At 67.8% G+C, this 19,767-nt stretch carries 17 protein-coding genes and 1 pseudogene; 12 read left to right on the top strand and 6 right to left on the bottom strand.

All coding sequences use genetic code 11. From position 1 onward, the window contains the following. Positions 1 to 65 precede the first annotated feature (65 nt). Both VGV13_07050 and VGV13_07045 read right to left on the bottom strand, forming a co-directional pair. Complete coding sequence (locus VGV13_07050; protein ID HEV8640836.1) at positions 66 to 455, bottom strand: carboxymuconolactone decarboxylase family protein; 390 nt, start codon at positions 453 to 455, stop codon at positions 66 to 68. Between the two features lie 26 nt (positions 456 to 481). Next, the gene (locus tag VGV13_07045) at positions 482 to 1,351 is read right to left on the bottom strand and encodes a hypothetical protein (GenBank protein HEV8640835.1); all 870 of its coding nucleotides are present in this window, start codon (positions 1,349 to 1,351) and stop codon (positions 482 to 484) included. Positions 1,352 to 1,417: 66 nt separating this feature from the next. On the opposite strand from VGV13_07045, the gene VGV13_07040 reads away from it, so the two are divergent. Beyond that, positions 1,418 to 1,654 carry a hypothetical protein gene (locus VGV13_07040; GenBank protein HEV8640834.1) on the top strand — a complete coding sequence of 79 codons (237 nt, stop codon included), beginning with the start codon at positions 1,418 to 1,420 and terminating at the stop codon, positions 1,652 to 1,654. A gap of 267 nt (positions 1,655 to 1,921) precedes the next feature. Here VGV13_07040 and VGV13_07035 read toward each other — a convergent pair whose 3' ends face one another. Together VGV13_07035 and VGV13_07030 are read right to left on the bottom strand one after the other, a co-directional pair. After that, complete coding sequence (locus tag VGV13_07035; GenBank protein HEV8640833.1) at positions 1,922 to 2,755, bottom strand: phytanoyl-CoA dioxygenase family protein; 834 nt, start codon at positions 2,753 to 2,755, stop codon at positions 1,922 to 1,924. Between the two features lie 298 nt (positions 2,756 to 3,053). Continuing rightward, a complete protein-coding gene (locus VGV13_07030; GenBank protein HEV8640832.1) occupies positions 3,054 to 3,803 on the bottom strand; it encodes a VOC family protein in 750 nt (249 codons plus the stop codon). A gap of 228 nt (positions 3,804 to 4,031) precedes the next feature. Between VGV13_07030 and VGV13_07025 the strand changes: the two genes are divergently transcribed. From VGV13_07025 to VGV13_06985, 9 genes and pseudogenes are all read left to right on the top strand, one after another. Then, positions 4,032 to 5,231 (top strand): response regulator, encoded by a 1,200-nt coding sequence (locus tag VGV13_07025; GenBank protein HEV8640831.1) that lies wholly within the window; start codon positions 4,032 to 4,034, stop codon positions 5,229 to 5,231. Between the two features lie 144 nt (positions 5,232 to 5,375). After that, positions 5,376 to 6,608: an IPT/TIG domain-containing protein gene (locus VGV13_07020; protein HEV8640830.1), complete on the top strand. Its 1,233-nt coding sequence runs from the start codon at positions 5,376 to 5,378 to the stop codon at positions 6,606 to 6,608. 20 nt (positions 6,609 to 6,628) lie between these two features. Then, positions 6,629 to 8,053 carry a hypothetical protein gene (locus VGV13_07015; protein ID HEV8640829.1) on the top strand — a complete coding sequence of 475 codons (1,425 nt, stop codon included), beginning with the start codon at positions 6,629 to 6,631 and terminating at the stop codon, positions 8,051 to 8,053. Between the two features lie 107 nt (positions 8,054 to 8,160). Further along, positions 8,161 to 13,482 carry a kelch repeat-containing protein gene (locus VGV13_07010; protein HEV8640828.1) on the top strand — a complete coding sequence of 1,774 codons (5,322 nt, stop codon included), beginning with the start codon at positions 8,161 to 8,163 and terminating at the stop codon, positions 13,480 to 13,482. Positions 13,483 to 13,905: 423 nt separating this feature from the next. Further along, a pseudogene (locus tag VGV13_07005) lies at positions 13,906 to 14,016 on the top strand (RHS repeat-associated core domain-containing protein). A 9-nt stretch (positions 14,017 to 14,025) separates the two neighbouring features. Continuing rightward, on the top strand, positions 14,026 to 14,499 hold the full coding sequence (locus VGV13_07000) for a hypothetical protein (GenBank protein HEV8640827.1): 474 nt from the start codon (positions 14,026 to 14,028) through the stop codon (positions 14,497 to 14,499). Between the two features lie 245 nt (positions 14,500 to 14,744). Then, complete coding sequence (locus VGV13_06995; GenBank protein ID HEV8640826.1) at positions 14,745 to 15,401, top strand: RHS repeat-associated core domain-containing protein; 657 nt, start codon at positions 14,745 to 14,747, stop codon at positions 15,399 to 15,401. After that, the gene (locus VGV13_06990) at positions 15,401 to 15,886 is read left to right on the top strand and encodes a hypothetical protein (GenBank protein ID HEV8640825.1); all 486 of its coding nucleotides are present in this window, start codon (positions 15,401 to 15,403) and stop codon (positions 15,884 to 15,886) included. Before VGV13_06995 ends, VGV13_06990 begins: the two co-directional genes overlap by 1 nt. A 41-nt stretch (positions 15,887 to 15,927) precedes the next feature. After that, positions 15,928 to 16,071: an RHS repeat-associated core domain-containing protein gene (locus tag VGV13_06985; GenBank protein HEV8640824.1), complete on the top strand. Its 144-nt coding sequence runs from the start codon at positions 15,928 to 15,930 to the stop codon at positions 16,069 to 16,071. Here VGV13_06985 and VGV13_06980 read toward each other — a convergent pair. Beyond that, entirely contained in the window at positions 16,068 to 16,907 is an 840-nt protein-coding gene (locus tag VGV13_06980) for a DNA-formamidopyrimidine glycosylase family protein (GenBank protein ID HEV8640823.1), read from the bottom strand. The genes VGV13_06985 and VGV13_06980 overlap by 4 nt on opposite strands. 35 nt (positions 16,908 to 16,942) lie before the next feature. Between VGV13_06980 and VGV13_06975 the strand changes: the two genes are divergently transcribed. Beyond that, positions 16,943 to 18,019: a mandelate racemase/muconate lactonizing enzyme family protein gene (locus tag VGV13_06975; GenBank protein HEV8640822.1), complete on the top strand. Its 1,077-nt coding sequence runs from the start codon at positions 16,943 to 16,945 to the stop codon at positions 18,017 to 18,019. A 1-nt stretch (position 18,020) separates the two neighbouring features. Here VGV13_06975 and VGV13_06970 read toward each other — a convergent pair whose 3' ends face one another. Further along, a complete protein-coding gene (locus tag VGV13_06970) occupies positions 18,021 to 18,698 on the bottom strand; it encodes an FKBP-type peptidyl-prolyl cis-trans isomerase (protein HEV8640821.1) in 678 nt (225 codons plus the stop codon). Between the two features lie 66 nt (positions 18,699 to 18,764). On the opposite strand from VGV13_06970, the gene VGV13_06965 reads away from it, so the two are divergent. Beyond that, positions 18,765 to 19,301, top strand: coding sequence for a thiamine pyrophosphate-binding protein (locus VGV13_06965; GenBank protein ID HEV8640820.1), 537 nt, complete (start codon positions 18,765 to 18,767; stop codon positions 19,299 to 19,301). The last annotated feature ends 466 nt before the right edge of the window (positions 19,302 to 19,767 follow it).

The following is a 19,767-nucleotide window of genomic DNA, read 5'->3' as shown; positions in this document are numbered from 1 at the left end:
AGATCAACCACTTGCCTGCCGGACGGATTTTGGCGAAGGACAGGCTGAACCGCGTCTGCGGCTCGCTACGCCCCCTTGACCTCGGCGAAGACCTTCTTGGCCGTTAGGAGCGCCTCGCGGACCGCCGGCACGCCCACGTACCCCGACATGTGGAGGAGAACCTCGGTCAGCTCCTCCGGGGTCCAGCCCTGGCGCAGGGCCATGCGGACGTGGATGGCCAGCTCGGGGTGCTGCCCCATGGCCGTGTCCGACACCACGCACACGAGCGTCCGGGTCTTGAGATCCAGCCCCGGCCGCGTCCAGAGCATGCCGAAGACGGTCTCGGTGGCGAGATCGATGAACTTGCGCATCGTCGGATCGGCGTACGTGGTGCGGTTCGTCTGCTCGACGAAGTCGTCGCCCAGCAGCTTACGGCGGATCTCGCTGCCCCGCCGGTAGGTCTCGCTCTCAGCCATGAGGACTCTCCTTGAGGCCCGCGCCCTCAGGCCATTCCGGGGACGAAGGCGTCCCGCCCGCGCGCGTACGTGCGCTGCCGCTGCGCCGCGTTGCGATTGACGAGCGGGCGCAGGTACATCGGGTGGGTGACGCTGCGCACCTCGTGCTCGATCACGAACAAGACCTGCCGCGTGTCGGGATCCACGATCTTCTCGAACCGGTACTGATACGGGTCGCTCTCCTCGGAGATCAGCCCCCGCTCGTTCAGCTTCCCGTGCGGGCCCGAGAAGTCGGCGATGTAGATCGCGATATGGTGACCGTCGTAGGCCGCCAGCGGCGCGTCCGTCTCGCGGAAGATGAGGTGCTGGGTCCGACCGACGCAGACGCGGGCGGCCGCATCCCCCCCGATCTTGGTCAAGGTGGCGGGAGCCCCCATGACGGTCTCGTAGAAGCGCGCGATGCCGGCGGCGCTCCCCCGACCGACCGGGAACTCCACGTAGGGCATGCCGAGGGTCATGTCGCCGAACTGGGGTCCCGGCGCGTGGCAGCGGATCCGGTTGCCCCAGGGACAGGTGACGGCCACGTGGCCGTTCTCGACGGAGTACTCGAAGGCCGTCCCGCCCAGCGCGCCCTTGACGGCCGCCAGTCGCGCCGTGAGGGCGTCGAGGTCGGGGACGACCACCCCGACGTGCCCCCGGACCACCTGGGGGTCGGCGGTGGGCAGGTGGAACTGCTGTTGCCCCAGGTTGATCCACATGTTCTCGAGCCCGACCATGAGGTAGGGGTCGCGCGTGAACCCCAGCCCCACGACGTAAAACGCCGTGGCCAGCTGCTGCGACGGGATACGCACGTTGACGTGCTCCAGGGCCACGATGTTGCCGATGTCCTGAGCGCTGCGATCGTAGGTCTGAGCCATGGGTTCCCTCCCAGCCGCCCCATACGATATACCATCTGTGTCCACCTCGGGCACAAGGAGGATCCCATGGAACGGATTGCGGAGATCGAACGGCCGGGCATGGTGACACGGACGTTCTTCAAGCTGGGGGAGCGGATGTTCGGCCAGGTGCCGACTCCCGAGCGTCTCATGGCGCATCGGCTGCCCCTCATGCTGGGGATCGGTGGCCTCTACGGCGCCATCGAGTGGTTCGGGAAGATCGACGCTGAGCTTCGCGCGCTGCTCAACGTGCAGGTGGCCGCCCTCTACGACGCGCCCTACTGAATGGACATCCGTCACGCCGTCGGCGTGAAAGCAGGTGTCCCGGCGGACAAGCTCGCCGACATCCTGACGTACCGGGAGAGCCCTTGTTTCAGCGAGCGGGAGCGCGTCGCGCTCGAATTCTGCGAGCGGATCACCCGCGACGACCTCGAGGTGTCCGACGCGTGCTTCGCGCGGCTGCGGGAGCACTTCACGGAGGCGGAGATCGTCGAGCTGACCTTCATCATCGGGTACCAGACCTTCGCGAGCAAGTTCGCGAAGGCGTTCAGGCTAGAGCCCCAGGGCTTTGCGCGGCCCCAGGCCGACGGCGAGGGTCGAGGTCCGGGACAGACAGGCGCTGAGGTAGCGCCGCCACCACCGGGTCCGGGGGGGCCCGAACTCCAGGCTCCAGGCCAGGCGGGGCTGGTCGGTCAGATTGGGCCCGGTGTAGTGGAGGGTGCGCGGCAGGTGCACCGTGGCTCCACCCGCCGGTAGGGGGCAGGGGACGGCGGCGGAGGCATCCACTGACTCCGCCTCCATGACGTGCGCGCTGGTCCGCCCGCCCCGCCGGCGATGAGGCACCACCTCGCCCAGGTGGCTGCCGGGGATGAAATGCATGCAGCCCATCTCGACCGTGACCTCTTGCATCGGGATCCAGAAGTGCAGGCCGCTGAGCGGCCCCCGGTCCTCGGTGTAGGCCTGGTCCTGATGCCACGGCGTGGCCCGTTCGTTGTGGGGCGGCTTCAGGATCGCGTGGTCATAGCCGGTGTGGAGCGCGCGGCATCCGAGCAGCTGCTCGGCCAGCGCGCCACAGCGGGCGAAGGCCAGCGTGGCTCGCAGCCGGGGGGCCAGGCGCAGCGTCCAGTTGATTTCCGGGATCTGGGGAGTGCCGTCGTGCCGCCCCTCATCGCCGAGGTCCACGGTGTGCTGAGGCGGGAGCTGGCGAAGGCGGGCGTACAGCTCATCGAGGATGGTCTGGATCCGCGCCAGATCCTCGGGCGTCGTGAACCGCTCGATGGCCAGGAAGCCCTGCCGGTGGAAGCGGTCGATGTCCTCGGCCGACAGGGCCGGCAGGCCGAGCTTCTTGATCGGCGAGGAGCCTGCAGCGTCGACAAAGAGCCGCATCAACCGCTAACGATTGCAAAGACCGAACCGGCCCGGGAAGGGGCAAGCGCCGGGGGGTGCCGGCCGCGCCCCGCCCTTTGGGGCCCGCAGCGGGCCGGCTTGTGCCGTTCCAACTTGTTGATACTAAATCTGTCCACGAACGACGTACACGGTGCCTTCCTAGGCGCGAATAGTTGGAACGGCACTAGTTGAATATCTTGTCATTGCCGCCTGCAGCGGGTTGCGGAGGGTGAGACGCGCGGTTCGCACCGGGCGCGCGGTGTGCCGGACGCCGGCCAGTGGGCCTCGCGGGCGCCGGTCAGGGCGCCGGGCACGGCGTGAAGACCGCGCCCAGGACCGGGTGCGCGCCCGCGGGCAGTGACACCGGGCGGTGGCTGGCCAGCTCGATCGCCACCGGGCCTTCCTGGCCTGAGCCATCGATCTCGACGGCGATACGCATGGGCGAGCCCGGCCACCGATAGATCACCCGGCCGTTTTCGCTCTCTCTGGACTCGCCCTGCAGCACAGACGCCCACTGCGCTTGCGACCGGTCACGGGCGTGGGCGCGCAGGCGCAGCCCCACGATCGTCACGGGTGGGGGCGGATCCGGCGGTCCCGGCGGCGGCTGCCAGCGGGGCGGGCCCTCGCCGCCGCGCGAGGTCTCGGCGAGCTGGACGACGATGCCGAGCGCCTGCTTGGGGTGAAGGAACGCCTCCTTCCAGTGCGGATTCGAGTCGTCGTATCCCACGATCTCGTAGCCGTGCTCCCGGGCGCGCTCGCACGCCTCGCACAGGCGCGGCACCCTGAAGGTCACGTGGTGGATGCCCGGGCCGTGCCGGGCCAGGAAGCGATGCAGGAAGCCGTCCTCGCCCAGCGGCTCGAGGATCTCGAGGCGTCCGCCCCCGTCGAAGCGCCACTGGGCGAAGCGATAGGCGCCGGACGGCGCGCCGTAGGTGGGCATGCCGCCCAGCTCGCCGACGAGGAACGGCGTCGCCTCCGCCATGCGCGGGACGGCGATGGCGATGTGATCGAAGCGGATCGTCGACACCGACGTCGTAGTGTACGCCATGGCGGGGCGCATCCGATCGCCGCCCTGCAGGAGCGAGGGGCCCCCGAGAGCGCCTTTAGGAGATGCACTGATCCTGTGCATTGTGACCAGAATCTGTGCAACTGGTGGAGCCCGCACCGCGCTAACCATCTGATTTCCTGAATCGACGCTCGTGGTCCGAACGTTGCGACCCTCCCACACGCCGGCGCACAGTTCGGTCGTCTCCAATGTAGGACGGGCCAGGAGGGCATGGTGGGCAAGCCCGTCACCTATGTGGCCAAGCCAGCCGTAACTCGCCCTTCCGTCGGCACGTTGCGGCCTCGCCAGGGGTCTGCCCTCCGCCGTAAGGCCACGTCCCGGCCGGTTCTCCTCACAGTGGATGACGACGCGCGCATCCATGACAGCTTTCGAACCATCTTTGGGAACGACTGCGAAGTGCTCGAGGCGCGCGACGCTTCGAGCGCGATCAAAATCCTGACATCACGGGCGGTCGACCTCGTCCTGTTGGACCTCCTGATGCCCCGCATGAATGGCTTCGCCGTCCTTGAGCGCGCCCGAGCGCTCCGCCGAGACGCGAAGGTCATCGTCGTGACCGCCGTCGACACGGCCAGCACGGCGGTGGCGGCGATGCGGTTGGGCGCCCTGGAGTACGTGACCAAGCCGTTCGATCCGATCTCGCTCGAACTGCTCGTGTGGCGCGCCCTGGCCGACCCGGCCGCCCCATCGGCGTTCACGCCCCCGCAGACGCCCGGGCGGCCGCGCCACGTCTGGGTCGTCGGCGGGAAGCTTGGCGCTCGCGCCAGCCTGGCGGTCACCCTGGGAAACGACGGCCAGGTGGTCGCGCTGCCCACTGTCGCCGCGGCGTTGACCGAGATCAGCCCTGCCCTGCCCGATCTCATGATCGTGGACCTCGCCTCGGCCGGTGGCGGCCAGGCCGGCGTCCTCGAGGCCTTACGGGCTCGCTTCCCGGAGGGCCCGCTGATTCTCACGTCCACGATCGATCGCCCGGGCGTGGCTCTGGAATTGGCGGTGCCCGAACGGCAGGTCGTTTTTCTTGGATCGGTGACCGTCGCGGCGCTGCTTGAGGAGAGCGCCAATCTGCTGTCCGCGAAGCCCGGCCTCACCCCTCCGCGCCGCTTCAGTCTGGCGATCATGCGAGTCATTGAGCAGGTGAGTCGCGCCTACTCCGAGACGACGGCCGAACGCCTGGCCCGGGGTTCCGGCCTGTCGCCCCGTCATCTGTCGCGGACGTTCGGCGAAGAGATGGGCATGAGCGTGAAGCGCTACCTCACGCGTGTCCGGGCCGAAATCGGTACGTACCTCCTCGGGGAGACTCGAGAGAAGCTCGATGCGATCGCGGCGATGGTCGGCCTGTACGATGCGGCGCATCTGGCCCGCGTCTTTCGCCGGCTGGGCCTGGGGAACCCCGGCCTCTACCGGAAGCGCTGAAATCTAAATCCCGGCGCCGGGTTATCGCCTCGCCAACCCACCGCCGCGCCGCGCGGCGGCCCTCCCGCTCATGGCCGATTTTTCCTACATTTTGTCCGAAATGTACATTGACAGTGCGCCGATGTTCGCCGAAGTTGCACGAGCATGCTCGAGCTCCGACGCGTCGTCCTCCTGCTGGTCGTGCTCATCGGCGCGCTTCTCTCTTTCGTCGCGCCGGCCGCCGCCGACATCTTCTACCTCTACGACGACCTCGGGCGGCTGATCGCGGTCGTGGATCCGGAGGGGAACGCCGCGACCTACACGTACGACGAGGTCGGTAACCTCCGGGCGATCCAGCGGATCGATGCCGGCACGAGCCTGGTGGGGATCACGCTCGTCACGCCCAACCGCGGACGCGTCGGCACCCAGGTGTCGATCTTCGGCAAGGGTTTCAGCGCCACCGCGGCACAGAACACCGTCACCTTCAACGGCACCGCCGCGACCGTCACTGAGGCGGCTCCGAACCGGATCACCACGTCCGTCCCTGCTGGGGCCACGACGGGGTTGATCAGCGTGACGAGCCCGCTGGGGACGGCGACGTCTCCAACCCCGTTCACGGTCGCCGGCGCGATGGCCGTCGAGCCCGCCGGCGCCGCCGTTCTCGCAGGGGCGAGGCAGCAGTTCCAAGCGACCGAGGGCGGAAGCCCGACGGCGGACGTGACGTGGGCGGTCAACGGGATCACCGAGGGTGACACGACGATCGGGACGATCTCCGCGAGTGGGCTCTACATGGCGCCCGCCACCATCCTCGGCTCGACGGGAACGACGACGGTGACAGTGACGGCCACCCACCGGGACGATCGGCAGGCCAGCGGGTCGGCCTCGGTGACGGTCATCGCGCGAACGGCCTTCTTCAGTGCCGTCAGCGTGGCGCTCGCCGCCTACGCCCCGGGCCGCACGGTCAACCAGAACGTCGGCTCGTCCCTCAGCGTCCAGGTCGCAGAGTCGCCGGCTCTCCTGGTAGCTGGGGGCCCGGTCGCGGCCGCGGTGGCGGAGTCGGGGACTCAATTCGTCGGCGCCGGCGCGGTGGCGGCCACGGTGGCGCCGGTGATCACCGGACGGTCGCCGGCCAGCGCCGCGCCCGGCACCAACCTCGCGATCACGGTGACCGGCTCGGGCTTCACGGGAGCGACCGGCTTGAGCTTCCTGCTGGCGACCGGCGCCGATTCGAACATTTCCGTCACGAATCTCCAGGTCAATCCCGACGGCACCGAAGCCACTGCACAGGTGTCGATCCTCAGCGGGGCTGTGGTGGGGGGCCGGGTGATTCAGATCACGACCCCTGGCGGCGCATCGACCCGCGCGGGGACCGGCGGCAACGTCTTCAACGTGCAATGAGCGGGAGGAGGGCGCGTTCTATGCGGACGAAATGGCTGGCGACCCTGGCCTGTGTCACTGCGTGGTGGCTGGGCGGCGGGCCCGCCGTCGCGCAGACGTTCAACAGTGGCAGTACCGGCGCGGATGGGGCCTTCAGCCCGACCGCCAACACGACGCTCGCCTTACCGGCGAGCGGTGTCTTCAACTTCACCACCGTCACCATCCCCGCCGGAGTCACGGTGACCTTCACCCGTAATGCCACGAACACTCCGGTCACGATCCTGGCGAGCGGCGACGTCACCATCGCCGGAACGATCGGCGTGAGCGGATCCGCAGGCGGGGTAGGGGCCGCGAGCGGAACCATCTTCGCGAATAACGGGGGCGCGGGCGGTCCCGGAGGATTCGCCGGCGGATCGGGGGGCAACGGCATCGTGTCGACGGTGGGCGGGGCCGGCCTGGGCCCGGGCGGCGGTGGCACCGCGGGGGCCGTCTCGCATGGCGGGGGTGGAGGATTCCTCACCGCCGGCGTCCCCGGGGCGATCTTCAATGGACTCCAGGGGGCTGGTGGCCCGGCGTACAGCACGGCCCCGCTGCTTCCCCTCATCGGCGGCTCCGGCGGCGGGGGTGGCAGCGAGAACCAGGGCAAGACGGCGGGCGGAGGCGGCGGGGGCGGGGGCGCACTCGTCGTCGCGTCCTCGGGGACGATCACCCTGACCGGCACCCTGAAGGCGCGGGGTGGAGACGGGGGCGGAGTTGCCGGGACGGGCACGGGCGGTGGTGGCAGCGGAGGCGCCATCCGACTCGTCGCCACGACGGTCACGGGTTCGGGAGGCACCATTGACGTCGGCCCGGGGATCGCTGGCTCTGGCCTGTTCCCCGGTGGCCAGGGCAAGGGCAGTTTCGGTCGGATTCGCCTCGAGGCCTACTCGAACACGGCCGTCCTTAACTTTCCGTCCACTCCGCCGACGGCGATCTCGGCCGTCACCCAGCCCACGTCGACGACGCTGGCCAACGGTCCAAGCTTGAGGATCACCGCAGTCGGCGGGGTCTCGGCCCCGGCCTCGCCAGCGGCCTCTTACTCGTCGCCGGACATCACGTTGTCGGCCGGCACGACGAACCCCGTGGCGGTCAGCCTGGCCGCCACCAACATCCCGCTCGGCTCGACAGTCACGGTGACGGTGCGGGGACAGCTCGGTGGGATCGCCTCGTCGGTCTCGGCCTCGCTGACCGGCACCGACACGAGTTCGACCGGCTCCGCGAACGTCACGCTGCCGCTCGATCAACCGAGCGTAATCAGCGCATCGACGACGTTCACGCGGGTGGCGGCACTCAACGGAGGACCGGTCTTCGTCGAGGGCGAAATCGTCGACCGCATCCGCGTCGCGGCCACGTTCGGCGCTGGTCCCTCGCAGGTCACCTACATCACCCGGTCCGGCCGCGAGATCGTGATGACGGCTCAGCCGTGAGACACGGTATGCGCGGACGGCCGCAGCAGCTTCTGGCGGGCGCGTTGCTCGTCGCGGGTTTGCTGCTGCCATCTGCGTCACGGCCGCAGGGTCAGTCCGCGTCGGCAATGGGGCTATTTGCTGACCCGATCGCCTATCACGCCGCGGCGTGGCTGACGGACGGGCGGCTCCTTCTGATAGGTGGTACGACCGGGAGCGGCACCGCCGATCAGATCCGCGTCATCGACCGCACCGGCCGGATGGCGGTCAGCACCCTCGCTGCTGCCCGGACCGCCGCGACCGCCACGCTCCTGGCCGACGGCTCGGTCGCCGTGGCCGGCGGGGTCGATGTCCGAGGCCCGTTCGACACGGTCGAGATTCTGAATCCGGCCACGGGCGCGAGCGCCGTCGCCTCGGTTCGCCTGCCACGGGCGGTGAGCGAGCACACGGCCACGCTCCTGCCGAACGGACGGCTGCTCATCACCGGCGGCCGAGATGCGCGGGGCCAGAGCCGCGCCACGGTGCAGTGGCTGGATCTCACGACCGCTCACGCCTCCGACCTCGTTGACCTCGCCGTGGCCCGCGCGGGGCACACCGCGAGTCTGCTGACAGATGGCCGGGTGCTCGTGGCCGGCGGGCAGGGGCCGGCGGGCGTGACGGGCTCCGCGGAGATCTGGGATCTGGCCAGCCTGACCAGCACGACACTTCCCGCGGCTCTGCGGCAGCCGCGCATGGGCCACACGGCGACTTTGCTCCCGTCAGGTGAGGTCCTCATCAGCGGAGGCGTTGGGGCTGACGGGCGCGCCCTGGCAACGATCGAACGCTTCGATCCCGTAACCGGGATCTTTCGTGCGAGCTCGGTGAGCCTGCTCTCGCCGCGCGCCCACCACACGGCGACCCTCCTGCCCACGGGCGAGGTCCTCCTCTGGGGCGGCGTCGACCGTTCCGGGGCGATCCTGGCGGCCGGCGAGATCTTCGATCCGCGACGGGAGACTCTGCGCGCGGTGAGCCAGCCCCTGGGGGCGCTGGCTGCTGATCAGGCGGCTCCTGCTCTCTTCGCGAGCCTTCCCGGCGACGGCGCCAGCGATGTGCCGACTACTGCCTCCATCGCGCTCCGCTTCTCCGAGCCGCTCCGCATGACGAGCGTGACAACCGGCACCGTCACGATGACCGGGCCCGCGAAAGACGTCGCAATCGCGGTGGTGCCGGCCGACGCCGGGCTGCTGGTGTTCGTTACACCCGTCCAACCACTCCAGACGGGGACGACGTATGCCCTCCGGCTCGACGGTCTCGGGGATACGGCGGGCTGGCCGGTTCCCTCGACGCGGCTGACCTTCACCACGGCGGCCGCTCCAGGGACGGCTGTCGGCGGGGGCGGTGGAAGTCCTGGGGAGATGGCTTTGGGCCCGCCGATCTCCAGCGCACCGGCTGAGGGGGATCGCGGGCCGCTCGGTGACGAGCCCGGTGCCCCGGCTTCCGGAGGGCAGTCTCTGCCGCCGCTGGAGGCCCCGCCGGGGGTGACGGCCGTCGCCGGGCAAGCGCTGGAGCTTGATGGCACGCCGCTCGCGCACGTCACGCTCGAGATCGGCCACAAAAAGGCGAAGACAGACCAGACCGGGCGGTTCATCCTCGTCGCCGTCCCGCCGGGCCACGGCAGGATGCTGATCGATGGGCGCTCGGCGAGCCGAGCCGGCCGGACCTACGGGGTCTTCCAGGCGGGGTTGGAAGTAACGGCGGGACGAACGAACGTCCTACCGTTCACCATCTGGATGCCCGAGATCGATACCGCCCACGCCGTCACGATTCCGTCGCCCACGACGGCGGAGACCGTCATCACCTCGCCCGCGATTCCCGGCCTGGAGGTGCGGATTCCGGCGGGGTCCGTGATCTTCGACCATGAGCACCACGTGGCCACGCACCTCAGCCTCACGCAGATCCCGCTCGACCGTCCGCCGTTCCCGCTGCCGAAGCACGTCGACGTGCCGCTCTACTTCACCCTGCAGCCGGGCGCCGGGTACGTGTCCAACGCCACCTGGACCGGCGCGCGGATCATCTATCCGAACCGACGGCAGGCCCCGCCCGGTACCCGCTTCGACTTCTGGCACTACGATCCCGACGGCAAGGGGTGGTTCGTCTATGGTCAGGGCGAGGTGACGCGGGACGGGAGGCAGATTGTGCCCGATCCGGGCGTGGCCGTCTACGAGTTCACCGGAGCCATGGTCGCCCTCCCGTCGCTGGCGCCCCCGACCGGGCCCGTGGTGGCCGGCGCGAAGCGTGCCGATCCGGTCGATGTCGCCACCGGACTGTTCGTCCTGGAGAAGACGGACCTGGCCCTTCCCGACACGCTGCCGCTCGTGCTGACGCGGACCTATCGCCAGAACGACACCCGGTCGCGCGCCTTCGGCATCGGCGCCTCACACCCCTATGACATCTTCCTCGTCGGGGACGTCAACCCGTACACGTACGTCGACATCATTCTTCCCGATGGCGGCCGGGTGCATTTCACCCGGATCTCCCCGGGCACCGGTCCGGTCGACGCGGTCTACCAGCACACCGCCACGCCGACGGCGTTCTACGGGGCCAAGATCGCCTGGAATCCGGGGCCCTTCGTCTGGGAGCTGACGCTCAAGGACGGGACGGTCTGGTGGTTCCCGGAGGCCGCCCTGCAGACGATTGCCGCGAAGGCGGCCGTGAAGCAGATCCGCGATCGCTTCGGGAACACGATCCAGTTCGCCCGGGACGGGACCTCGGGGGATCTGCTGACGCTCACGTCGCCGACTGGCCGGTGGATCAACTTCACCTACGATACGAGCCATCGCATCACGGCGGCCGCCGACAATCTCGGCCGGCAAGTGCAGTACCAGTACGACGCGAGCGGGCGCCTGACGCAGGTCACCGATCCGAACGGAGGGGTGACGCAGTACACCTACGACGCCGACCATCGCATGCTCACGCTCCGCGACGCGCGGGGCATCACGTATCTGACCAACGCCTATGACGCCACCGGCCGGGTCATCACCCAGACCCAGGCCGACAACACGACCTTCCAGTTCGCGTACACGGTCGACGTCAACAACACGATTACGCAGACCGACGTGACCGATCCGCGCGCCATCGTCGAGCGGGTGACGTTCAACAGCCCGGGCTACATGCTGACCGACACGCGGGCCCTGGGGCGGCCGGAGCAGCAGGTAACGACCTATGCGCGGCAAGCGGGGACGAACCTGGTGCAGTCGGTGACCGACGCCTTGAACCGGCAGACGACCTTCACCTACGACACGATGGGCAACGTCACGTCTGTCACGCGCCTGGCCAGCACGCCCCAGGCCGTCATGACGAGCTTCACCTGGGAGGCGCCGTCCGCGACGACCTTCAACCGGCTGACCAGCGTCACCCCCCCGCTCGGCCCGACGACGACGAGGACGTTCGCGTACGACGACGTCAACCACAGGGTCACGGTCACCGATCCGCTGGGACACGCGACGGTGCTGACCCAGAACGCGGCGGGCCAAGTGGTGTCGGTAGCCAACGCGCTGCAGCAGGCGACGACGTTCGAGTACGACCTGCCGGGAAATCTCACGGCCATCGTCGATCCGCTGGGGAACCGCGCCACCCGCGCCTATGACGCCGTCGGCCGGCTCACGCAGCAGACGGATCCGCGCGGCACCACGACGGCCTACGTCTACGACCTGCTGAACCAGCTCCGCGCCCTCGGCGATCCGCTCGGCACGACGCGCTTCACGTACGACGCCAACGGCAACCTGCTCTCCGTCACCGACGCGCGGGGCAGCGGGACGAGCTACGCCTACAACAACATGGACAGGCTCCAATCGCGTACCGACCCCCTGCTCCGCTCGGAGAGCTACACCTATGACAACCACGGCAACCTCGCGACCTTTACCGATCGGAAGAGCCAGATCACGAGCAGGACCTACGACGGACTGAACCGCCCGGCACTCGTGACGTATGCCGACACGTCCACCACCGCCTACACCTGGGACGCCGGCGATCGCCTGACCCAGATCACCGACTCCCTCTCCGGAACCATCACGCGGAGCTACGACCTTCTGGACCGGCGGACCCAGGAGACCACCCCGCAGGGCACCATCAGCTACAGCTACGACGCGGCCGGGCGGCGGACCAGCATGACGGCGGCCGGCCAGCCGACCGTCACGTATGCGTACGACAATGCCGATCGCCTGACGTCGATCACGCAGGGCGCGTCGCTCGTGACGTTCGGCTATGACAACGCGGATCGCCGCACCTCGCTCACCCTGCCCAACGGTGTGACGACGACCTACGCCTACAACGCCGCCTCCCAACTCACAGGCCTCACGTACGCACTCGGCGCCACGACGCTCGGCACCCTCATCTACGGCTACGACACCAACGGGAACCGGAGGGCGGTCGGGGGCACCTGGGCCCGCACGGGCCTCCCCCAGCCGGTCGCTTCCGCCACCTACAACGCCGCCAACCAGCAGCTCACCTTCGGCGCCCAGACGCTCACCTACGACCTGAATGGCAACCTCACCAGCGATGGCACGAATACCTACGCCTGGAATGTGCGGAACAAGCTCGCCACGATCACCGGCCTTGTGCCGGCCAGCTTCGTCTACGACGGGACGGGCCGGCGCCGCGCGAAAACAATTAGCGATAGCACCACCAACTTCCTCTATGATGGAATCAATCCCATTCAGGAGCAGGCGGGCGCTTCGGTCAGGAATCTCCTGACCGGGCTCGGCGTGGATGAATATTTGACACGCGATGATGGGGCAGGGCTGCGGTTGTTTCTTGCGGACGCTCTCGGGTCGACCATCGCGCTCGTCGACAATGCCGCAGCGGTCCAAGGGGAGTACACCTACGAGCCGTTTGGAGCGACGACGGCTACGGGAACGTTGGGGGCCAACACGCTGACCTATACCGGCCGCGAAGACGACGAGACGGGGCTGAAGTACTACCGGGCGCGGTACTACCACCCCGCGTTCCAGCGCTTCATTAGCGAGGATCCGATCGGGCTTTTGGCGGGAGACCCCAACTTCTACATCTACGTCGGGAACAATCCCGTCAGCTTCGTTGATCCCACAGGTCTGGATAAGGAGAGGCCGTCCTGCTTTAGCCGTAACAGGTTTGCAAGCCTGTTCGCGGGCACAGGCTGGGAACCTGTGGTCACGGTGGTTGAGATTGTCTCACTTTCGTCGCTTGCGACCGATCTTGTGGCGACCGGCGTAAAGGCGACGCGCGTAGGCGTTGGCGGGCCTAAGCAGCCTTATGCTAGTGGCCTAAACGCTTTGTCTCGCGGTCTTGGCCGTGCCGTTGGCCGTCCGGCACTGACGGGGGCTCTTGTTGCGGTTGGTGATATTGCGACTCCCATCCTCGCTGTAACTGCGACATTCACCGGTGCGTACGACGCGACAATACTCGCACAGTGCGCCCTCGGAGTAATCGAGTGAACCATGTTTAGCCAATGGCGACGAACCCTGCTTGGCCGTCTCGCTGACAGAGAGGATCTAGGAAAGACGAAGGCCTACCAGCAGTACTGGGCGGGGTTACCCGAGCGAGACGTGATGGAACTTTTCGAACTGCTCGAGACGGAATACCAGGTGCCACCGGGTCTGCTACGACCAGAAGATGACGTGAACAAGCTCCTAGGGCCAGTGAGGACAAGGAATCCTTTTAGGTGGCTTTTCTACCGGGCGCGTACCGAAGACAGAATCGCTGAAATCAACTATCAACTAGGTAAGCGCCAACGACAGCGTGGAACGCAGAAGGCGTGGGAGCAGGCTCGGATTGTGACAGTAGGCGACCTCATGCGCGCTTGGTGTGGGCAGCCCCCTGTGACAAATTTGCCGCCCGAACGTTAGAATCGGGCGCGGTACTATCATCCCGGGCTTCAGCGCTTTATCAGCGAGGATCCGATCAGCTTCGCTGCGGGCGACGTTAACCTCTACGGTTACGTCTTCAACTCGCCCACTGGGCTTCGTGATCCGCTTGGCTTGGCGGTCGATCCGGTGTCCCTCACGGCATTCGCGATTTTTTGCGGAGGGGGCGCTGTAATCAATGTCACGACGAAATACGTCCTAGCAGGACGTAAACCAACGCTAGGCGACGCGGCGATCGGCTGCGGCGTAGGGGTGTTGACCCTGACCGCGGGGATAGCGGCCGCAGGTGCAGCGGTTGTCGTTACGGCAGGCGATATCGCAACGCTCACAACCACCGCGCACGGCGCCGCGCGAATTGCTGGGCCGCTCGCAACACGTGGTGGTGTACTCTCAGCCGAACAGATCGCCGCGGTCCAGGCTTCTGGTCGAGTCATGACGCAGACAGACAGTGCGGTCGTCCGCATTCTGCAGACCGCAGGTGGTCGATTTAACGTTGTCATCGAAGGTGAGAAAGGCCTCATCACGACTTTCGAAAATCTCTCTCAGAAGTCGCTCGATGGACTGGCGAAGAGGTACGGATGGCAGTAGCGGAGAATGTTGTCTGTTGCTTCTGTGGCGTGTCGTTGCTCGAGTCGGACGCCGTTCGGATTGTGGTGTGGCCGACCCGCGAACGAGATGAGTCGCAGAAACTGCATTCCCATCGAATCTGTCTGTTGAACAAGCTCCATCCCGAGGTCCCAGCACATCCTGCCCTTGGGGACGAGATCGGATAACGGGCTCACAACCGCAGTGGCCATTACTAAGGTAGGCCCACCTACCATACCCGTGGGCGCGTGACCGGCGCCGCCGTGCATCGGCCGCGCCCGTCATCGTCGGCGGAACCCGCGTCGCACCATCCTCGATCCTCCGGAACTCGCGGCGGGTGTGAGGATAGGGCGCGATACTATCATCCGGGCCTGCAGCGGTTTGTCAGTGAAGATCCGATCGGATTTGCGGGGGGCGACGTAAACCTTTACGCCTACGTCGCCAACGACCCGCTGAAATGGACTGATCCTCTCGGCCTCGAAGTCTTGAATCCGCAGAACCTACCCGTCCAGCCGGCGGTATTGGAAGCGCTCCATGCGTTCAATCGGCACATCGTGCTCTGCAAAGACATCGTGATCACGGGCGGTGATCGACCTGGCGACCCTGAGAGTCACGGTCAGGGATTGGCGGCGGACATTAACGTCCCCGGGCAACTGCACCTGCTCACCGCGAACCAAGCGGCCGAGAGTGGTCTCTTCGGCGGCGTAGGATGGTACGAAGAGGGGTATTACGATCCAAGGGATCCAAAAGTTGGGCCGCATGTTCACGTGGATCTCCGCAAGGGAACATTCAGATGGGGACACGCCACGAGCGGCAGAGAGTACCACGGCTCGTTTCCGCGATATACCGGGCCGCGCCAAGAATGTCCTCAGTCGCAGGGAGAAACACTTTCGGGGAGGAAATAGTGCGCATGTACGGCGCTCCTTTCGCGGTCGGGATGCTGCTCATTCTCGCTAGTCTTTGGGTGGCGATCCCTGCAGAGGCGGACGTTATTCAATTGGCGCCGGTCGAGAGCAAGATAGAGGCGGATGCAATTAGGGAGCGAAGCGTCTGGGAGTTGAAAGAAATCGAGAGCGCGAAGTTATTCATCATAAACTTCGTGTCGAAGTGGGACGTCGAGCGGAAGTATCGCTCGACATCGGCGGCGTATAAGAAGTGGCGGAAGTCTGATGCGTTGAAGAGCGCGTTCAACAAGGGGAGCTACGATCGCATCGAGTTTCTGAGAACGGACCTAGTGACCGACGGTGCTTCCCAGGCACCGAACACGAAAGAGTTGACTGTAAAGGCCAACCTGCATTGGTTCGTGGAGGGCTATGAAGGGAGCCAGACGTTCTACTTCATCCTGACGAAGGAAAGAGGCGACTGGGTCGTAGATCGCCTCGTCCACTGAAGCAGTAGGCAGCGTTTCCACACGATTTCGACGCAGGCAGATTGTACTACTACCGGGCGCGGTACTACCATCCCACGCTGCAGCGGTTTGTCAGTGAAGATTCGCTTGGGTTCGCAGCAGGCGACGCCAATCTCTATGCGTACGTGGGGGCCTGGGTGAACAACCTCTTGCTTCGTCACAGCTAGCGCTGCACGGCGGGGACCCAGGCGGCGGTGCGGCCGGCGATGGTGACGCGGCGGATCTTCTCGCCGCGCGCCGTCACCGCGCCGGCATCGCGGTCCCAGCGGTGGTGGAAGAGCCAGGTGCGGGGAAAGCGGTCGCCGTCCGCCCGTAGCCTCACCGCCGTGGTGAGGACCGACCGCAGCGCCGCGCGCAGGCGCCGGGCCTCCGCGTCCGACAGCGAGCGGGCCGGCCTCCGCGGGGCGATGCGCGCCTGGTAGAGGACCTCGTCGGCGATCCAGTTCCCAACGCCCGCCGCGAACGACTGGTCCAGCAGCACCGCCTTGACCGGCGCCGCCCGCTCGCGGAGCAGCGCGCCGAACCGCTCGGGCGGCGGCAGCTCCCACAGGGCGTCGAAGCCCAGGAGGCTGATGGGCGGCTCCCGGCGTGGATCGTCGCGCAGGCGGATGCGGCCGAGGCGGCGGGCATCCGCGATCACCAGCTCCCCGCCGTCGTCGAACGTCAGCCGTAGCCGGGCGAATCGCGGCGGCCAGGCGGCGGCGGGACCCCGGCGGCCGCTCGAGACCAGCTTCACGCCGGGCGTGCGCGAGGTGTGAAGCCCGCCGGTCATGCCGAAGTGCAGGCAGAGCCAGGGGCGCCGGTCGAGCTCGAGCCAGAAATGCTTGCCGTGCCGGTGGACGCCGAGCACGCGGCGGCCGAGGAGCGCCCGGCGCAGGCGCGCCGGCGCGACGCCCTCGAAGACGATCGGATCGTCGGCGCACCACACGCCGGTGATCCGGCGCCCGACGGCCACGCGCCGGGCCGCCAGGCGGGCCACGTCAACTTCGGGGAGCTCGGGCATAGTGTCGTCGAACCGTCTGGCGTAGGATAGCCCACATGAAAATCACCGCCATCGAGAGCTTTGTCTTGAGAGTCCCCACGCCCCACCCCATCGCGCTGGAGTTCGCCGAGCACAAGCTGGTCGTCGCGAACATTCAGACCGACGAGGGGCTCACCGGGCTCGGCTACAGCCTCGCCTTCGGCGGCGGTGGGGCCGAGGCCATCCAGGTATACCTGGAATCGCGCCTCAAGCCGGTCCTGCTCGGCGAGGACCCGCTCTTCGTCGAGCGGCTGTGGGAGCGGATGTACCGCGCCGACCGGGGCATCAAGCGCCAGGGCGTCGCCGGCTACGCGCTCAGCGCGCTGGACATCGGGCTCTGGGACCTGGCGGGCCGCGCCGCCCGCCTGCCGCTCTACAAGATGTGGGGCGCCGTCACCGATCGCGTCGCGGTCTACGGCAGCGGCGGGTGGCCGGCGTACTCCGTCGACGAGCTGGTGGCCGAGGCCCGGCGCTACGTGGACATGGGGTGCCGCTACTACAAGATGAAGATCCATCACCCGGATCCGCGGGTGAATCGCCAGCGCGTGGAGGCGGTCCGGAAAGCGGTCGGGGAGGGCGTCCGCCTCATGGTGGACGTCAACCAGAAGCTCGACGTCCTCGGCAACATCCGCCAGGCCCAGCTGCTCGAGGACCTGGATCTGGTCTGGTACGAGGAGCCGGTGCTGGCCGACGACATCGCCGCCTGCGCCGAGGTGGCGCGGGCCATCCGCATCCCCGTCGCGACCGGCGAGAACAACTACACGCGCTTCGAGTTCCGGGAGCTGATCGAGCGGCGCGCCGCCCGCTATCTCATGCCCGACGTCTGCCGCGCCAACGGTTTCAGCGAGACGCTGAAGATCGGCCACCTCGCCGCCGCCCACCAGGTGGCGGTCTCCCCGCACGTGGTGCACGAGCTGTCGCTGCACGTCGTGGGCGCGCTGAGCAACGGCTTCCTGGTGGAGTTCATCGACTGGACGCCGCCCGACCTCTTCGTGGGGCTGCCGCGCTGCGAGGACGGCCACTTCCGCATCCCCGACCGCCCCGGCCACGGCATCGCGCTCGCCCCCGACGCCGCCCGCAAGTACCGCGTCTGAGCTATTTCGCTACGATCTCCAGCAGCTCCACCTCGAACACGAGCGTGGCGCCCGGCTTGATCCGGGGCGGGGCGCCGCGGTCGCCGTAGGCGAGGTTCGCCGGGCACACCAGCCGGCTCTTGCCGCCCACCTTGATGAGCTGCATGCCTTCGGCGAAGCAGGGGATCACGCCGTTCAGGGGGAACGTCGCCGGCTCCCCGCGCTGCACGGAGCTGTCGAAGACCGTGCCGTCGGTCAGGGTGCCGTGGTAGTGCAGCTTCACCGTGTCGCTGGCCTTGGGCGCGGGGCCGGTCCCGGGCTTGAGCGTCGAGATGATGAGGCCGGACGCCGTCTTGGTGGCGCCCTTCTCGGCGGACGCCTTGTCCAGGAAGGCCTGGCCGGCCTTCTTCTCGGCGGCCGCCGCGGCGCTGAGCCGCGTGCGCTGCAGCTCCTGGATCTTCGGCCCCCAGGCCTCGAGCTCGACCTGCCGCTGCTTCTTGAGGACCGTGTCGGAGAGGCCGGCCTTGACCAGCTCCAGCTCCGCCTCGCTCAGCGTGAACGAGGCCAGGTTCTGACCGATGGCCAGGCCCAGCGCGTAAAAGGTCTTCTGCTCGTCGGTCTTGAGTTCCACTCCCGCCCCGAAGGCTGTGGACACCCAGATCAGGAGGGCGACGATCGACCCGAGGGCGGGGTTGCGCATGGGAGATTCCTTTCTTGAAGATGCGTTGAACCTAGGATAAACCAGTTTGTCACCGGGAGGCCCCAGATGCCGGAATCGATCCCCGCTTCGCTGATCATCGACACGCTCAAGGAGACGTTCCGGGAGGCGCGCGGGGGGGCCCGGCACGAGCCTCTGGGCTGGATCCTGAGCGTGCCGGACACCCACCAGCGGACGGTGCTGGCCGCGCTCGACAAGGAACGGGCGATCCGGGTGGTGACCTGCGCCACCGAGGACGAAGCGACGACAGCCGCCGCCGGGCTCTTCCTGGGGGGCGAGCCCTCGGTGCTCATGATCCAGCACGCCGGGCTCTACGCCTCGGTGAACACGCTCCGCGGCGTCGGGATCGACGGCAGGGTGCCGCTCTTCTACATGATCGGGTTGCTGAGCCGCGAGAAGGACAAGGACCCGCGGGAGTCGCGGCACTCGATGGTCCGCTACTGCGAGCCGCTGCTCGACACCTTCAGCGTCCCCCACGCGCGGCTGGAGGGCCCGGACGACCTCGAGTTGATCCCCGAGTACTACCGCCTGGCGCAGCAGCGGCGAGGGCCGGCTGCGGTGCTGGTCGGCCTGGAGACCATCTAGTGCTCCGCCTGGGACGTCATGTTAACGATCGCCGCGCTCGCGCCGCTGCCAGCGGGGCCGACGGGCGCGTGCGGCAGGGATCGCGGGACCACGCGGCACGCGACCGCTGCCCCATTGCGGCTGGGCTCCACCTGGGCACGCGGGGTCCGTGGCCAGCGGGCGGGGACGGGTCCCGCCGACCCCTGCCGCACGTGCCCGTCGGCCTCGGCACCGCGTGCTGGCGGCCTCTTTACATGGCTTCCCAGACGGAACACTAGTGCCGTTCCAACTATTCGCGCCTAGGAAGGCACCGTGTACGTCGTTCGTGGACAGATTTAGTATCAACTAGTTGGAACGGCACTAGATGGCCATGAAGCCGGAAGAGGTGCTCCGCGCGATAGCCGCCGAGCGGGGCGACGCGATCTGCGTGCCGACGATGACCACGGCGCCCGCCTGGCGGACCCTGGCGCCCGACGACCTGTCGGTC

The organism is Candidatus Methylomirabilota bacterium, from assembly GCA_036001065.1.
Classification (GTDB): Bacteria; Methylomirabilota; Methylomirabilia; order Rokubacteriales; family CSP1-6; genus MNEF01.
This window is presented reverse-complemented; position numbering and strand designations above follow the sequence as displayed.

What these genes read in the sequence shown, in the direction of transcription:
- VGV13_07030 (HEV8640832.1), bottom strand. Translation starts at nt 3,803, where the DNA reads ATGGCGTACACTACGACGTCGGTGTCGACGATCCGCTTCGATCACATC.
- VGV13_07010 (HEV8640828.1), top strand. Translation starts at nt 8,161, where the DNA reads ATGGGGCTATTTGCTGACCCGATCGCCTATCACGCCGCGGCGTGGCTG.
- VGV13_07035 (HEV8640833.1), bottom strand. Translation starts at nt 2,755, where the DNA reads ATGCGGCTCTTTGTCGACGCTGCAGGCTCCTCGCCGATCAAGAAGCTC.
- VGV13_06975 (HEV8640822.1), top strand. Translation starts at nt 16,943, where the DNA reads ATGAAAATCACCGCCATCGAGAGCTTTGTCTTGAGAGTCCCCACGCCC.
- VGV13_07040 (HEV8640834.1), top strand. Translation starts at nt 1,418, where the DNA reads ATGGAACGGATTGCGGAGATCGAACGGCCGGGCATGGTGACACGGACG.
- VGV13_06965 (HEV8640820.1), top strand. Translation starts at nt 18,765, where the DNA reads ATGCCGGAATCGATCCCCGCTTCGCTGATCATCGACACGCTCAAGGAG.
- VGV13_07025 (HEV8640831.1), top strand. Translation starts at nt 4,032, where the DNA reads ATGGTGGGCAAGCCCGTCACCTATGTGGCCAAGCCAGCCGTAACTCGC.
- VGV13_07050 (HEV8640836.1), bottom strand. Translation starts at nt 455, where the DNA reads ATGGCTGAGAGCGAGACCTACCGGCGGGGCAGCGAGATCCGCCGTAAG.
- VGV13_07020 (HEV8640830.1), top strand. Translation starts at nt 5,376, where the DNA reads ATGCTCGAGCTCCGACGCGTCGTCCTCCTGCTGGTCGTGCTCATCGGC.
- VGV13_07045 (HEV8640835.1), bottom strand. Translation starts at nt 1,351, where the DNA reads ATGGCTCAGACCTACGATCGCAGCGCTCAGGACATCGGCAACATCGTG.
- VGV13_06980 (HEV8640823.1), bottom strand. Translation starts at nt 16,907, where the DNA reads ATGCCCGAGCTCCCCGAAGTTGACGTGGCCCGCCTGGCGGCCCGGCGC.
- VGV13_06970 (HEV8640821.1), bottom strand. Translation starts at nt 18,698, where the DNA reads ATGCGCAACCCCGCCCTCGGGTCGATCGTCGCCCTCCTGATCTGGGTG.
- VGV13_07015 (HEV8640829.1), top strand. Translation starts at nt 6,629, where the DNA reads ATGCGGACGAAATGGCTGGCGACCCTGGCCTGTGTCACTGCGTGGTGG.